15 protein-coding genes are annotated in these 14,724 nt (G+C 70.9%); 5 read left to right on the top strand and 10 right to left on the bottom strand.

Annotated elements, in window-relative coordinates; translation table 11 throughout:
* Nucleotides 1-50: 50 nt before the first annotated feature.
* The 4 genes from ABZV77_RS26735 to ABZV77_RS26720 form a co-directional block, all read right to left on the bottom strand.
* Complete coding sequence (locus ABZV77_RS26735; RefSeq protein WP_356261721.1) at nucleotides 51-911, bottom strand: hypothetical protein; 861 nt, start codon at nucleotides 909-911, stop codon at nucleotides 51-53.
* A 182-nt stretch (nucleotides 912-1,093) separates the two neighbouring features.
* The gene (locus tag ABZV77_RS26730) at nucleotides 1,094-2,119 is read right to left on the bottom strand and encodes an N-acetylmuramoyl-L-alanine amidase (RefSeq protein WP_356261718.1); all 1,026 of its coding nucleotides are present in this window, start codon (nucleotides 2,117-2,119) and stop codon (nucleotides 1,094-1,096) included.
* 46 nt (nucleotides 2,120-2,165) lie between these two features.
* Nucleotides 2,166-2,822 carry a class I SAM-dependent methyltransferase gene (locus ABZV77_RS26725; RefSeq protein ID WP_356261716.1) on the bottom strand — a complete coding sequence of 219 codons (657 nt, stop codon included), beginning with the start codon at nucleotides 2,820-2,822 and terminating at the stop codon, nucleotides 2,166-2,168.
* Nucleotides 2,823-2,936: 114 nt separating this feature from the next.
* Nucleotides 2,937-4,670 (bottom strand): MFS transporter, encoded by a 1,734-nt coding sequence (locus tag ABZV77_RS26720; protein WP_356261714.1) that lies wholly within the window; start codon nucleotides 4,668-4,670, stop codon nucleotides 2,937-2,939.
* 276 nt (nucleotides 4,671-4,946) lie between these two features.
* Between ABZV77_RS26720 and ABZV77_RS26715 the strand changes: the two genes are divergently transcribed.
* From ABZV77_RS26715 to ABZV77_RS26695, 5 genes are all read left to right on the top strand, one after another.
* Nucleotides 4,947-7,115 carry an acyl-CoA dehydrogenase gene (locus ABZV77_RS26715; protein WP_356261711.1) on the top strand — a complete coding sequence of 723 codons (2,169 nt, stop codon included), beginning with the start codon at nucleotides 4,947-4,949 and terminating at the stop codon, nucleotides 7,113-7,115.
* Nucleotides 7,116-7,130: 15 nt separating this feature from the next.
* A complete protein-coding gene (locus ABZV77_RS26710) occupies nucleotides 7,131-8,318 on the top strand; it encodes a lipid-transfer protein (RefSeq protein WP_356261709.1) in 1,188 nt (395 codons plus the stop codon).
* A 101-nt stretch (nucleotides 8,319-8,419) separates the two neighbouring features.
* Nucleotides 8,420-9,898: an MFS transporter gene (locus ABZV77_RS26705; protein ID WP_356261707.1), complete on the top strand. Its 1,479-nt coding sequence runs from the start codon at nucleotides 8,420-8,422 to the stop codon at nucleotides 9,896-9,898.
* Nucleotides 9,899-9,946: 48 nt separating this feature from the next.
* Nucleotides 9,947-10,495 (top strand): SigE family RNA polymerase sigma factor, encoded by a 549-nt coding sequence (locus ABZV77_RS26700; protein WP_356261704.1) that lies wholly within the window; start codon nucleotides 9,947-9,949, stop codon nucleotides 10,493-10,495.
* On the top strand, nucleotides 10,495-11,298 hold the full coding sequence (locus tag ABZV77_RS26695) for a hypothetical protein (protein WP_356261702.1): 804 nt from the start codon (nucleotides 10,495-10,497) through the stop codon (nucleotides 11,296-11,298). The genes ABZV77_RS26700 and ABZV77_RS26695 overlap by 1 nt, the downstream gene beginning before the upstream one ends.
* Before the next feature lie 22 nt (nucleotides 11,299-11,320).
* On the opposite strand, the gene ABZV77_RS26690 is transcribed toward ABZV77_RS26695, so the two are convergent.
* The 6 genes from ABZV77_RS26690 to ABZV77_RS26665 form a co-directional block, all read right to left on the bottom strand.
* Complete coding sequence (locus tag ABZV77_RS26690) at nucleotides 11,321-11,962, bottom strand: response regulator transcription factor (protein ID WP_356261700.1); 642 nt, start codon at nucleotides 11,960-11,962, stop codon at nucleotides 11,321-11,323.
* Between the two features lie 96 nt (nucleotides 11,963-12,058).
* Complete coding sequence (locus ABZV77_RS26685; protein ID WP_356261697.1) at nucleotides 12,059-12,319, bottom strand: hypothetical protein; 261 nt, start codon at nucleotides 12,317-12,319, stop codon at nucleotides 12,059-12,061.
* A 32-nt stretch (nucleotides 12,320-12,351) separates the two neighbouring features.
* On the bottom strand, nucleotides 12,352-12,768 hold the full coding sequence (locus ABZV77_RS26680; RefSeq protein WP_356261694.1) for a hypothetical protein: 417 nt from the start codon (nucleotides 12,766-12,768) through the stop codon (nucleotides 12,352-12,354).
* Nucleotides 12,769-13,025: 257 nt separating this feature from the next.
* Entirely contained in the window at nucleotides 13,026-13,874 is an 849-nt protein-coding gene (locus ABZV77_RS26675) for a helix-turn-helix transcriptional regulator (RefSeq protein WP_356261692.1), read from the bottom strand.
* Between the two features lie 3 nt (nucleotides 13,875-13,877).
* Nucleotides 13,878-14,399: a DUF6879 family protein gene (locus ABZV77_RS26670; RefSeq protein WP_356261690.1), complete on the bottom strand. Its 522-nt coding sequence runs from the start codon at nucleotides 14,397-14,399 to the stop codon at nucleotides 13,878-13,880.
* Nucleotides 14,380-14,643, bottom strand: coding sequence for a hypothetical protein (locus tag ABZV77_RS26665; protein WP_356261688.1), 264 nt, complete (start codon nucleotides 14,641-14,643; stop codon nucleotides 14,380-14,382). Before ABZV77_RS26665 ends, ABZV77_RS26670 begins: the two co-directional genes overlap by 20 nt.
* Between the last annotated feature and the right edge of the window lie 81 nt (nucleotides 14,644-14,724).

The following is a 14,724-nucleotide window of genomic DNA, read 5'->3' as shown; positions in this document are numbered from 1 at the left end:
GGCCCCCCGCCCGGAAGGGGCGAGGGGCCGCGGTACTGCTCTGCGGGGGATCAGCCGCGCTGGATCCCCGTGGTGTCCTGCAGCACGCCGCGACGGCCGTCCTGCGTCTGGGCCACCAGACCGGGACCGCGCTGCTCGACGGCCAGGTACCAGGTACCCGGCGCCAGCTCGGCGATCGGCGTGGGCGAGCCGTCCTCCGCGTACAGCGGACGCGGCACCGGCACGGCGAACCAGAACGGCGAGAAGTCACCGGCGGGCTGCGCCTGCGCGGGCGGCGGGGTCTGCCCGGCCTGCGGCTGCGGCTGACCACCGAAGGACTGGCCCTGCGGCTGGCCCGGCTGGCCGCCGTAGGGCGCACCCGGCTGCGGCTGACCCGCACCGGCGCCCGGGTAGCCGTAGCCACCCTGCGGCTGACCGCCGTAGGGCTGCGGGGCCATCGGCTTGGGGGCACCCATGAGGGGGGCCTTCAGCGCAGGAACGATCAGCCCGGCGACCGCGCCACCGGCGAGGACCAGGGCGGCGATCAGACCGAGGATGAGGCCGACACCGGCGCTGGGGGTGGACTCGGAGGGCGCGCCGTCGAAGAAGAAGCCGTAGGACTGGTCGGCGTCGAAGATCGCACCGAGCGAGCTCCATGCGGAGGCGACGGCGAAGGCCACGCCGAGCTGGCCGAGGTCCAGGCCGATGACCTTGCTCGGCTGCGGCAGCGCGCGGCCGACGACGATGAGAGCCGCTCCGATGATGCCGAGCAGGTACACGCTCAGCAGCAGGTTGCCGTTCTCCCACGCGTTGGGGAGCTTGTCGCCGTCGACACGAGCGATGTCAAGGGTGTCGAGGAACGAAGCGATGAAGAGCAACACCGCTGCTCCGATCACCACGCCGTCGCCTCGAGTGAGGGAGCGGAAATTCACTTCAGGGTCCTTCGTCAGTCGTCTCGTCAGTGGAGGCGTCGCTGTCGCCGTAGTCGCGGTCGTGTCGCGGTGCGCGAAGCGCGGGGGTGGCCCCTCATCGTAGGGAGGACAATATCGTCAGTACGCGCGGGGTGTCTGCTCGGGATAAAGACGTCCACGCTTCATCGCGAAGACGTTCACCTCTACTTCCGCAGGAACCCCGTGATTCCCTCGGAAATCCCCTGCGCCGCCTTCTGGCGCCACGTGCCGCTCGTCAGCAGGGCCTCGTCCTTCGCGTCCCGCATGTTCCCGCACTCGATGAACACCTTGGGGACGGTGGAGAGATTGAGGCCGCCGAGGTCCGTGCGGGTGTCGAGGCCGGTGCCGCCGCCGATGTAGTTCGAGGGGGCGCTGCCCGTCGCGCTCACGAACTTTCCGGCGATGCGCTCGCCCAACTCCTTGGAGGGGGCGACGATCGGTGAGGTGTCGGCCGAGCCCGACCGCACCTTTCCCGGCATGATCACGTGGTAGCCGCGGTTGCCCGCGCCGGAGCCGTCGGCGTGGATGGAGACCACCGCATCGGCGTGCGCCTTGTTGCCGATCCGGGCGCGCTCGTCGACGCACGGCCCCCAGGGGCGGTCGTCGTCCTGGGTGAACTTGACCGTGGCGCCCTGCTTTTCGAGCAGCGTCCGCAGCTTGCGCGAGACGTCCAGGGTGAACTTCGCCTCGGTGTAGCCGTGGTTGGTGGACGTCCCCGTGGTGTCGCACTCCTTGCGGTTCGTCCCGATGTCGACCTGGCGGTTGATCTCCGAGGCGTGGCGGAAGTTTCCGGGGTTGTGGCCGGGGTCGATCACGACGACCTTGCCCTTGAGGGGGCCGCTCGCGGCGGGGCCGCCACCGGGCGGCTTCGTGGCCGAATCGTTGTCGTCGGAGTCCCCGCCCTTGCCGTCCTTGTCGCCCTTGTCCTTTTCTTTGGCCTGATCGGAGGCCTTGCTTCCGGATGGGGAGGGCGTGGTGGAGCCGGGCGACGCGTCCTGTCCGCCGGACGCGCTCGCCGACGCGGGCAGCGATCTCGCCGGTTCGTTCCCGTCGGGCCCGCTCGTGGCCTGGTAGACGAGCCAGCCCGCGAGGCAGGTCGGCACCAGCGCGGCGACGGCCACCGTCACGGGGCGGCCGATGCGGCGCCTGGGCGGCTGGGAGGGATCGAATTCCGGACCTACGTACGACACGGGGGCGAGCCTATCCGCGAGGTCGGGCCCCTCGCTCCTGTTGAGGTCAGATACCCGGCGCCGTGCGCCGCAGCACGCGCAGCGAGTCCGTCACCGCGACCTCCGTGAACGCGCCGGACTCCAGAGCCCTGAGGTAGACGCGGTACGGCGCCTGCCCGGTCATGATGTCGACCGGGTCGGGGAACACGTCGTGGATGACGAGCAGCCCGCCCTCGGCGACGTGCGGCGCCCAGCCCTCGTAGTCGGCCGTGGCGTGCTCGTCCGTGTGGCCGCCGTCGATGAAGACCAGGCCGAGCGCGCCGCCCCACGCCTTCGCCACCTGCGGCGAGCGGCCGACGACCGCGATCACGTGATCCTCCAGGCCCGCCTTGTGCAGCGTGCGGCGGAAGGTGGGCAGCGTGTCCATGCGGCCGATCTCGGGGTCGACCGTCTCCGGGTCGTGGTACTCCCAGCCGGGCTGCTGCTCCTCGCTGCCGCGGTGGTGGTCGACGGTGATCGCGGCCACCCCGGCCTGCCGGGCCGCGTCGGCGAGCAGGATCGTGGAGCGGCCGCAGTACGTGCCGACCTCCAGGAGCGGCAGGCCGAGCGCGGCGGCCTCCGTCGCGGCCGCGTACAGCGCGAGCCCCTCGCCGCGCGGCATGAAGCCCTTGGCGGCCTCGAAGGCGGCAAGAATCTCCGGCTTGGGCTCGACGGCGGCGGCCATGGGTTCCTCCAGGTCGTACGCGTGTGGGCAGGCGTTTCGCGCGTATGTATGGCCGCCCATGATGCACGGCACCCCCGTCACCGGAGTGACGGGGGTGGGTGGTCCGTGCCTGCCTCAGGCCGGTACGTCGCTGCTGCCGGGCAGCAGGAGGTCCAGCTCGACGGGGCGGTCCTGGCCGGGGTGGGCCGCCGCCGACGCCAGCGGGCCGTGGCCCGTGGCCCGCACCGCGAGGACGTACGAACCGTCGCCGGGCACGGCCAGCTCGTACCGCCCGCCGTCGTCGGTGAGCGCCGCGCCCGCCTGACGGCCGCTGCGGTCGATCAGCGTCACCTTCGCGCGGGGGACGGGCGCCCCGTCCGCGCCCCGCACCTGCCCGTGGAAGCCCGCGAGGACCTGGACCGCGCGCTCCAGGTTCGCGTCCTCCTCGCTGCTGGCGCGCAGCTGCACGGTGGCCGGGCGGCGGGCGGAGGGCAGCATGAGCGCGAAGAGCAGACCGATGGCGACCGCGCCCCCGGCGATCAGGAACGAGACGCGGAAGCCGTGCATGGTCGGCACGGCGACGCCACCGACGTGGTTCGCGGTGTTGGCCAGGACCATGCCGATCACGGCGCTCGACACCGAGGTGCCGATCGAGCGCATCAGGGTGTTGAGGCCGTTGGCCGCGCCCGTCTCGGACGGGTCGACCGAGCCGATGATGAGTGCGGGCAGCGAGGAGTAGGCGAGGCCGATGCCCGCGCCGAGGAGCACCGCGATGACGATGGTCTGCCAGGCGGCGCTCATCAGGCCGAGCCCGGCGCCGTAGCCGATCGCGATGATCAGCATGCCGAGGATGAGGGTGACCTTCGGGCCGTACTTCGCCGACAGGCGGGCGTAGACGGGGGCGGTGAACATCATCGTCAGGCCGAGCGGCATCACGCACAGGCCCGCCACGACCATCGACTGGCCGAGGCCGTAGCCGGTCGCCGTCGGCAGCTGGAGGAGCTGGGGCAGGACCAGCGAGACGGCGTAGAAGGCGACGCCGACCATGATCGAGGCGAGGTTGGTGAAGAGCACCGAGCGGCGTGCGGTGGTGCGCAGGTCGACCAGCGGGGCCTTGATGCGCAGCTCCATCACGCCCCACAGGACGAGAACGGTGGCCGAGGCGCCGAAGAGGCCGAGCGTGAGGGGGTCGCTCCAGCCCCAGTCGCTGCCCTTGGTGATGGGCAGCAGGAAGAGGACGAGTCCCACGGAGAGGCCGAGCGCGCCGAGCACGTCGAAGGTGCCCTCGGCGCGGACCGAGCTCTCGGGGACGAAGGCGAGGGTCAGCAAGATCGAGGTCACGCCGAGTCCCGCGGCGCCGAAGAACAGGGCGTGCCAGTCGGCGTGCTGCGCGGTGAGTGCGGCGACGGGCAGGGCGAGGCCGCCGCCGACGCCGATGGAGGAGCTCATCAGCGCCATCGCGGAGCCGAGCTTCTCGCGGGGCAGCTCGTCGCGCATCAGGCCGATGCCGAGCGGGATGGCGCCCATGGCGAAGCCCTGCAGCGCGCGGCCCACGATCATCACGACGAGATCATCGGTGAAACCGCAGATCAGGGAGCCCACGACCATCACGGCGAGGCTGCTGAGCAGCATCTTCCGCTTGCCGTAGAGGTCGCCGAGGCGGCCCATGATCGGAGTGGAGACGGCGCCGGCGAGGAGGGTCGACGTCATGACCCAGGTGGCGTTCGACGGCGAGGTGTTCAGCAGCTCCGGCAGGTCCTTGATGACCGGCACGAGCAGGGTCTGCATCACCGCGACGACGATGCCGGAGAAGGCGAGCACGGGGACGACCCCGCGTATGCCGCGCGGTTTGTTCGTCGACATCGACATCGACATTGCTTGGGGCCTCCGGGGCGGAAGGTCGGGCTCGGCAGGAGCGGGAACGTATGTGTAAGCCGAACCTGTTTCCCTGGGCGACTATTCCGACGGATGTCGTACGAGGGGAATTCTTGACCCTTTGTTAACCGAGTCATCAGCAGGGCCGCGGAGTGAGCCAGCGGCGGGTGGTCCACGGGTGGTCCATTCGATGTCCATCTGACCTTCCGTCAGATGAGAACGTGTTCTACTCTGTCGCCGTCCCGGCAGCTGCTACCGGCGAGGATGCGCATGGGGATCGGAATCACGCGGGAACAGCGGGAGTTGGCGTCGGCGGTGCGCGGCTGGATCGCGCGGGCCGTGCCGCCCGAGGAGACGCGCAAGCTTCTGGACGGGCCGCCACCCGGCGGCGGGCGTCCCGCCCACTGGGACGGACTCGCCGGGCAGGGGCTGCTCGGCCTTCATCTGCCCGAGGAGTACGGCGGTGGGGGCGGCGACCTCCTCGATCTCGCCGTCGTCCTGGAGGAGGCGGCGCGGGCCGCGCTCCCCGGGCCGTTCGCGGCGAGCTCCCTCGCCTCGCTGGTGCTGCGCCGCGCGGGCGCGCACGCCCTCGCCGCCGAGCTGGCCCGCGGCGCCCGGATCGGCGCCGTCGCCCTGGACCCGGGCACGCTCACCGCCGTCTCCGTCCCCGACGGACACGTCCTCGACGGGGTGTCGCCGCCCGTCCTCTCCGGCGGCGAGGCGGACCTGCTGATCCTGACCGCCGCGTCGGCCACGGGGCCGGTGTGGCTGGCCGTCGACGCCGGTGCGCTGACCGTACGTACACACGACAGCGCCGACCCGACCCGGCCCACCGCCGAAGTGACCGCACGGGCCGCCCACGTCCCCGTCGGCCGGGCGCTCGCCGTGGACTCCGCCGCCGTCCGCGACCTGGCCGCCGCCGTGCTGGCCGCCGACGCGTGCGGCACCGCCGCGTGGGCGCTGCACACCGCGGCCGAACACGCCAAGGTGCGCGAGCAGTTCGGGCGGCCCATCGGACAGTTCCAGGGCGTCAAGCACCTCTGTGCCGACATGCTGGTCCGCGTCGAGCAGGCGTGCGCCCTGGCGTGGGACGCGGCCCGCGCGGCGGACGACCACGACGTGCCGGACGACGTGCGCGGCCTGGTCACCGCGCTCGCCGCGGGCACCGCCCTGGACGCCGCGTACTCCTGCGCCAAGGACTGCGTGCAGATCCTCGGGGGCATCGGCTTCACCTGGGAGCACGACGCCCACCTGTATCTGCGCAGGGCGGTCGTGGCCCGCCAGCTGCTCGGCGCGGGCGACGCGCACCGGATGCGTGCCGTCCGGCTCGCGGAGGGCGGCGCGCGCCGCGAGCTGCGCCTGGAGCTCCCGGACGAGGCGGAGACGTACCGCGAGCTGGCCCGCGCGGCGCTCGCCCCCGCCCGCGGACTCGACCCGGCCGCGGCCCGCAAGGCCCTCGCCCCCACCGGCTACGCCGCCCCGCACCTCCCCGAGCCGCACGGTCTGGGCGCCGGCCCCGTCCAACAGCTGGCCGTCCAGGAGGAGATGAAGGCGGCGGGCATCAAGCTCGGCGATCTCGGGATCGCGACCTGGGTGGTCCCCTCCCTCATCGCGTACGGCACCGAGGAGCAGCAGGAGCGCTTCCTGGCCCCCACCTTGCGCGGCGAGCTGCTCTGGTGCCAGCTCTTCAGCGAGCCGGAGGCGGGCTCCGACCTCGCGTCGCTGCGTACGAGGGCCGAGCGCGTCGAGGGGGGATGGTGCGTCAACGGCCAGAAGGTGTGGACGAGCGCGGCCCAGTGGTCCGACCACGGGATCCTCCTCGCCCGCACGAACCCTGCGGCGCCCAAGCACAAGGGCCTGACGTACTTCCTCGTGGACATGAAGGCCGCGGGCATCGACGTCCGCCCCCTCAAGGAGATCACCGGGGACTCCCTCTTCAACGAGGTGTACTTCGACGACGTCTTCCTGCCCGACGAAGCGGTCGTCGGGGAGATCGACAACGGCTGGCGGGTCGCCCGCGACACCCTCGGCAACGAACGCGTCCACATGGCCGACCAGTTGACCTTCGACACCGGCCTGGAGGCGCTCATCGCGCGCGCCGCCGAACTGGACGGCGCCCACCGCGCCCGCATCGGAGCGCTCGCCGCCGAGGCGCACGCCCTCGCCTGCATCGGACTGCGCACGACCATCCGGCAGGTGGCGGGCGCGGAGCCGGGCGCGGGCGCTGCCGTACGCAAACTCGTCCAGACCCCGCACCAGCAGAAGGTCGCCGAGCTCGCCCTCGAACTCCTCGGCACGGCGGGCGCGGTGCGCGAGGGCCCGGGGGAGCGGGCGCTGCACGGCTTCCTGATGTCGCGCTGCCTGACGATCGCGGGCGGCACCACCCAGGTCCAGCTCAATGTCGTCGCCGAGCGGATCCTCGGCCTGCCCAGGGACTGAAGGAGTACGAGCGTCATGAAGAGCTACATCGTCGGCGTCGGGATGACCAAGTTCGAGAAGCCCGAGACGCGTGACTGGCAGTACTGGGACATGGTGAAGGAGGCGGGCACCAAGGCCCTGGAGGACGCCGGAATCGCCTACGACCAGGTCGAGCAGGTCCCCGTCGGCTACTGCTTCCAGGCCTCGACGGCAGGCCAGCGCGCCGCCTACGAGCTCGGTCTGACGGGCGTCCCCGTCTACAACGTGAACAACAACTGCGCGACCGGGTCGACCGCCCTGATGATGGCGCGCCAGTTCGTCGAGGGCGGCCTGAACGACTGCGTGCTCGCGCTCGGTTTCGAGAAGATGACGCGCGGGGCGCTGGGGGGAGGGTCCGACGGAGGCGACTTCAAGACGTCACCCGTGGCCCGGCACTACGGGATCATGGCCGCCCGCCACGGCTTCGAGATGACCCCACCCACCGCGCAGATCTTCGGCAACGCGGCCCGCGAGCACATGGAGAAGCACGGCACGACCGAGGCGCAGCTCGCCGCGGTCGGCGCCAAGAACCACCGGCACTCCACGAACAACCCCTACGCGCAGTTCCAGGACGCGTACACCGTCGACGAGATCCTCGCCGCCAAGACGATCCACCGCCCGCTCACCAAGCTCCAGTGCTCCCCGACGTCGGACGGCGCCGCGGCGGCGGTGGTGGTCTCGGAGCGGTTCGTGGAACAGCACGGGCTGGAGTCGAAGGCAGTGGAGATCGCCGCTCAGGCCATGACCACCGACACGGGGGAGTCCTTCGCCTCCGGGTCGTGTGTCGACGCCGTCGGACAGCCGATGTCGCGGGATGCGGCCCGCCAGGTGTACGAGACGTCGGGGCTCGGCATCGAGGACGTGGACGTCGTCGAGCTGCACGACTGCTTCTCCATCAACGAACTCCTGACGTACGAGGCGCTCGGCATGTGCGCGCCCGGCGAGTCGGGAAAGCTGGTCGAGAGCGGTGCGACGACGTACGGCGGACGGTGGGTGGTGAACCCCTCCGGCGGTCTCATCTCCAAGGGCCACCCGCTCGGCGCGACGGGCATCGCGCAGGTCGCCGAGTTGACCTGGCAGCTGCGCGGTGAGGCGGCGGCCCGGCAGGTCGAGGGGGCACGGGTGGGGCTCGCGCACAACATCGGGCTCGGCGGGGCGGCGGTGGTGACGGTGCTGCGGAGGTGAGGGGGGCGGTGCGGCTGGGGTGGTCCTAGGCCTGTCGGCCGAGGTCTCGTCCAGCGAATTTCCGATGCGCCGCTCAAGTTTCGCTTGAGAGGATGGCTGTCATGGTCCAGACGCCCTCCACCACTTACTCAGCCCCGTCCGCCGCCTCCTCCCCCTCCTCTTCGTCCTCCCCCGGGGCCGCGCCGAAGAGGTCCGTCCCGGTGTGGGCCGTACTGCTCACCGCCTGTGCGGGCCAGTTCCTCGTCGTGCTCGACGTCTCCGTGGTGAACACCGCGCTGCCGTCGATGCGCTCCGACCTCGGCATGAGCGCCGTCGGCCTGCAATGGGTCGTCAACGCGTACTCCATAGCCTTCGCCGGGTTCATGCTGCTCGGCGGGCGGGCCGGTGACCTCTTCGGGCGCAAGAGGATGTTCCTCGTCGGGCTCGGCCTCTTCACCGCCGCCTCGCTCGGCGGCGGCCTCGCGCAGGCCGAGTGGCAGCTCCTCGTGGCGCGCGCCGTGCAGGGTCTCGGCGCGGCGGTCCTCGCCCCCTCGACCCTGACGATCCTCACGTCGGCGGTGCCCGAGGGCCCGGCGCGGGCGCGGGCGATCGGCGTCTGGTCCGCTGTCGGCGCGGGTGGCGGCGCGGCGGGCGGGCTGGTCGGCGGGGTCCTGACCGACCTGCTCTCCTGGCGCTGGGTGCTCCTGATCAACGTGCCGGTCGGCGCCCTGGTGATCGTCGCGGGCCTGGCCTGGCTCACCGAGAGCAGGGCCGACCGGACGCGGCGCCTGGACGTGCCGGGCGCGGTGCTCGTGACGGCCGGTCTCGCCACCCTCGCGTACGGCATCGTGCAGACGGAGGAGAAGGGCTGGACGGCGACGGCGACCCTGGCGCCCCTCGCGGCGGGCCTCGCCCTGCTCGCGGCGTTTCTCCTGGTGGAGTCGCGCACGAAGGCGCCGCTGATGCCGCTCAAGCTGTTCAAGGTGCGGACGGTGTCGGCCGCGAACGCCGCGATGTTCGTGTGCGGCGGCGGCATGTTCGCCATGTGGATGTTCATGACGCTCTACACCCAGAACGTCCTCGGGTACTCGCCGATGAAGGCGGGCCTCGCCCTCATGCCGTCCTCGCTCACCGTCGTCCTCGGCTCGATGCTCGCGCCGCGCCTGATGCCGGTGCTCGGCCCGAAGAACGTCTCCGTGCTCGGCATCCTCGTGGCCTCCGCGGGCTTCGGGTGGCAGTCGACGATGACGGTCGACGGCGCGTACGCCACCTCGATCCTGCTGCCCGGCATCGTGATGATGTTCGGCGCGGGCCTCGCCACGACCCCGCTCGCCTCGCTCGCCACGTCGGGCGCCAAGGCGGGCGACGCCGGACTCGTCTCCGGCCTGGTCAACACCTCCCGCACCATGGGCGGCGCGCTCGGCCTCGCGGTGCTCTCCACGGTGGCGGCCGCGCAGATGCACGGCTCGACATCGCCGCAGGCGCTCACCGACGGCTATGCGATGGCGTTCCGGACCAGCGGATTCATCCTGCTGGCGGGCGTGGTGGTGCTGCTCCTGTGGATGCCGGGGCGACGGGGCCGGGATCAGGGCACCGGCTGAGGCAACGGTTTGTGGCTCTCATGGACTCCAATGTGCAAGGAGGCATTCATGGGGGAGCCAAAGCAGACCGTGGACGGCGGGTTCGACTGCGATTTCCAGGGGTTCGTCACCAACCGCTGGCCGCAGCTGATGCGCACGGCGTTTCTTCTCACGGGGCAGCAGCACGCCGCGGAGGACCTGGTGCAGTCGTCCCTGGAGCGGACGTACGTGTCGTGGCGGAAGGTGAGCACGGCGGGTGATCCGGACGCGTACGTACGCCGGATCATGATCAACATTCACGCGCGCAGGCACCGGCGCAAGCTCAAGGAGTTCCTGTCCTTGCAGGACTCGGGCCCGGTGCTGGACAGACCCGAGCACGGCGACCGCATGGCTCAGGCGGACGATCGCGCGACGCTGCTGCGCGCCCTCGCCGAGCTGCCAGCCCGCCAGCGAGAAGCGGTCGTCCTTCGGTACTGGGAGGACTTGAGCGAGACCCAGACCGCCGAGGCCATGGGCTGCTCGGTCGGCGCCGTGAAGAGCAATGCCTCCAAAGGAATCGCCAAGCTCCGCGCCATACCCGCACTGACCGACAAGGTCGGAAGCCGAGGGGAGAAGTAATGACCAGGGACCAGGACCCGGCGCGGCTCGACGCCGCCGAGCACAGTGACATCACCCACCGCCTCGCGGACGTGGCGGACGGGGTCGAGATCGGCGCGGCCCCGTACCAGGCGGTGCTGCGCGGCGGGCGGCGCAGGAAGGCGCGCCGCTGGGCGCTCGGTGCCCTGGCGGCGGCCACGATCGTCGGCTCCACCGGCTCGCTGGCGCTCGCCGTGGTGGACGGCAGGGACCACGCGCAGGCGGCGTCGCAGCACGGCTCCGCGAGGGACCGGCATGTCTACGACCCCCGGTCCACCCCGCTGACCGAGGTGAGGGACGGCTCCGGCACCCGTGTGGCGCGGGTGGAACTGCAGGTGTGGGGCGCCCCGCGGGACGAGGCGGAGGCGCGCGGCCAGCAGAAGGCGATGATCCGGGCCGGAGTGTGGGACGAGCGGACGACGGACCCGGTCCCCAATTTCAACCAGCCGTGGTACGCGATCGTGGTCAGCGCCGACGGCAAGGACAAGGTCACCTCCTTTGGACTCCAGGACAAGGCGCCGGGGGGCGACGACGGCCTGAGCTTCGCCTCGGTGGAGTTCGAGCTGAAGGGCAGGAAGCTCACCGTCGGGCACGTGGGACCCAAGACACACCGCGTTGTGTACGAGTACGAGAACGGCACATCCGAGCCGGAGCTCCACAAGGCGGCGGGCTCGGGCTACCTGTGGTTCACGCGGGAGGAGAAGGAGTCGGGCCCGTCGGGCAAGCTGGAGAGCATCGTCATCCACGACGCGAAGGGGACCGCGGAAGTGGTGCAGGAGGACTGACGCCCCCGCCCGCTCCGTCCGCTCACAGCCAGCCCTGCTGCCGGGCCTCGCGCACCGCCTCCATCCGGTTCCGCGTCCCCGTCTTGCCGATCGCCGCGGAGAGGTAGTTCCGCACGGTCGACTCGGACAGATGCAGCGTGCCCGCGATGTCGGAGACCGTGGCGCCGTCCACGGAGGCCTTGAGGACGTCCGCCTCGCGGCCGGTCAGCGGGCTGGGCCCGGCGCTCAGCGCGGCCGCGGCGAGCGCCGGGTCGATCACCGTCTCGCCCCGCAGCGCCCGCCGGACCGCCTCGGCGAGCTCCTCGACAGGACCGTCCTTGACCAGGAAGCCGACCGCGCCCGCCTCCATGGCACGGCGCAGATAGCCGGGCCTGCCGAAGGTCGTCAGGATGAGGACCCGGCAGTCGGGGCACTCCTCGCGGAGATCGGCGGCGGCGTCCAGGCCGCTGCGGCCCGGCAGTTCGATGTCGAGCAGCGCGACGTCGGGGCGGGCGTTCAGCGCCGCGTCGACGATCTCGTCGCCCCGGCCGACCTGGGCGACGACCTCGATGTCCGCCTCCAGACCGAGCAGCAGGGCGAGCGCGCCCCGCATCATGCCCTGGTCCTCGGCGAGGAGAACTCTTACGGATTTCGCTGGGCGGTGGTCCTGCGGCATCTCGTCCATGGCGCTCAGAGTACGGCGAGCACCGTGCCCCGTAGCGGCAAAGGCCCCGGTCAGCGCCCCGGAGTCCGGAGCGCTGACCGGGGCCGCCACCGGGGCTCAGTCGTCGGCAGACGGGAACACGAACCCCCGCGTGGGACCTTGCTGCCGCTTCTCCCGGGGCTCGGGGCTGATCTCGCAGAACTTCGCCACGACGGATGACAGCGCGTCAGCGGTCTTGTCCTCACGAGTCGCTGGATCCGCGCTGTCGTACACCCGCCATGCTCCCGACAGGTCTTCCGGATCTTCCGGCGCGACCACACCGGGAATGCCCAGACGCCTCAACGTGGCGTCCACCTGCCGGGCTTGTTCCGCGTCCATGCGCTCACCTCTCAGCCGTACGTGCGGGCAGCCTAGCCACCACCGCCCCCACCCCCTGAGCAGTGGGACGCGCACTTGCCGGGATTGATCGGCCCGCACCCTCCGGGTTTCGGTGTGTGCGAGCAGCTCGCGGCCACCGCTACCAGAGCCTTGGTCGGTCCCGTCCACAACTCGCCGTCCACGCTGTACCCGGCCTGTTCGATCAGTGCCACCGTACGAGTCAGCGCGTGCGGATCGTGGCGCTCCCCGTCGGGACGCTCCGGCCAGTGGTGCACGAACCGGCCGAGCCGTTCACACAGCTTGGCGTACAGGTTCGTATGCAGGATCAGCGCGTGCCATCCCTCGTCCACGATGTTGGACGGGGCGATCTTGACCCTGGGGAACTGGGCGGCAGCGGCAACGAACTTGAGTGCTTCCGCCACGATTCGCTGTGCCGTAGCGTCGGGCATGTCGGGATTGTTGTCGCGCACTGTGGCGACGACACCCCCGAACCCGTCAGGGGTGAGTAAGTCGCGTACATGGTTCATGTGCGTGCCTCCCTGATGTGTGGCCCGTCCCCGGTTGCCGACCTGTCCAGGGTTTCCACCAACCGGGGGCGGGGGTCTCAGCATGCTGACCCGCCCGGCCTCTCGAGGGGTCCGTTCTCCACCACGTTAGGAATGCCGGACCCGTAACTCACAACGGATTGCGCCTGATTGCGAGTCCATTACGCGAGGGAGTCACGGGCCTTGAGGATCAGTGTGCGGGCCTTCTGGCCGTAGACCGCCATTTCGGCCAGCGCGGTGAACGTGTCGGCGTACATGCCCACCTCGCTGGGCTGGGTCAGCGTGAGGTGGCCGGAGACAAGCTCCACGTTGACCTGTTCCGTGCCGAAGATCCAGAACCCTTCTACCGGCATCCGGGTTCGGTCGAGACGAGTGGGGACCACTCCTACGCTGATGTTGGGCTGCGCGCCGACCGTGAGCAGCCGATCAAGTTGTTCGGCTTGCGTGCCGCCGTCCCCGAGTCCGTTGCTCAACACGGACTCCTCGACCAGGAATGCGAACCGACGTTGCCCCTCGTGCAGCACACGTTGGCGCTCCATGCGGACGGCCACAGCGTCCGCCACATCATCAACTGGGACCCGTCTGCGCTGAACCGCCCGCAGCACATCGGCCGTGTACCCGTGGGTCTGGAGCAAGCCGGGCACGAACCACGAGGAGTAGGCGCGGAACCAGTGCGTGCGCTCGAACAGCGGGAGAACGGCTTCCTGAGCCCGGCGCAACCCCGCACGTTCCATGCGGCGCCATTCCACCCACATGCCTTCGACGGCCCGCAGTGAGGCAATCAGGTCCTCTGTCCGGTCCTCGGCGCCGGTTGCCGCGCACCAAGCGCGGATGTCGCCCTCGGTGGGCTTCTGCTGCCCCGTGGTGATCCGCGAGACCTTGGACGGGTACCAGCCGCAGCGCGCGGCCACTTCCTTGCCCTCAAGCCCGGAGTCCGTGACCAACTCGCGTAGGCGGGCGGCGAGGAGTTGCCTGGCTTGTTGGACGCTGGATGACGGTGACTGGGCCATGGCTCACTTGACCGGCTCGTACTCCTCGTGTGGCGTAGCCCGCTGCCACGCCAACTCAAACGCGGCCGAGACCAGTTGCACGACCTCCGGTTCCGTCCGCCACTCCCGGTCAACGACCTCGCCGACGCCGGAGAAGTAGGTGAACAGCACCGCCTCACCGTCGAACATCCACAGGTCGGTACCGGGCAGCGGGATGTCAGCGGCCCGGCGGCGGGGCAGCCAGCGGACGAGCTCACCCGCTGCCACGTTGGCGAACGTCATGTCGTGCTCGTACCGGATGTACTCCGTCAGCGGCTCCGAGACGATCCGGGCCCGCCGCATGACCACGCCGCGTGCTGTCGTCTCCCGTACGAGGTCGTGCCACGACCCCCACCAGTCGGGCAGGTTCGCCGGATCGTTGTGGTAGCGGTGACCGGCACGCCAGCGGGCGAACTCGGGATCGTCCGGCGTGTAGCCGTCGCGCATCTCCAGGTGCACAGCGGAGCGTTGAGCCTTGGTGATGCCTTCACGTACGGGGTACTTCACCGTTGCCGTCCTCCGGTCGCGGGATGTACTCGAGCATGACGGCGGGCAACCGGATGATCGTCTCGTGATCGGGGACGTCCGTGCTGTGGCCGGGGACCGAACCGACCTCCTTGCACTTCTCCACCTCCTCCTCGGTGGCCCGGTACGACTGGATCAGCAGATCCCCGCTGTCCTCGTCCAGCCAGATCGTCGGCGAGTCATCAACGGGCGTGTTCGGAATGATCCCTAGGAATCGCAGCTTCATGTCTGCCCTCTCCCTGCACCGATCCGATTGCGGCCGATTGCTAGAGCGTCGCCCGCCCGGCGGGGCAGCGCAAGACGGCCT

This window comes from Streptomyces sp. NPDC004732 (assembly GCF_040609235.1).
Classification (GTDB): Bacteria; Actinomycetota; Actinomycetes; order Streptomycetales; family Streptomycetaceae; genus Streptomyces.
This window is presented reverse-complemented; position numbering and strand designations above follow the sequence as displayed.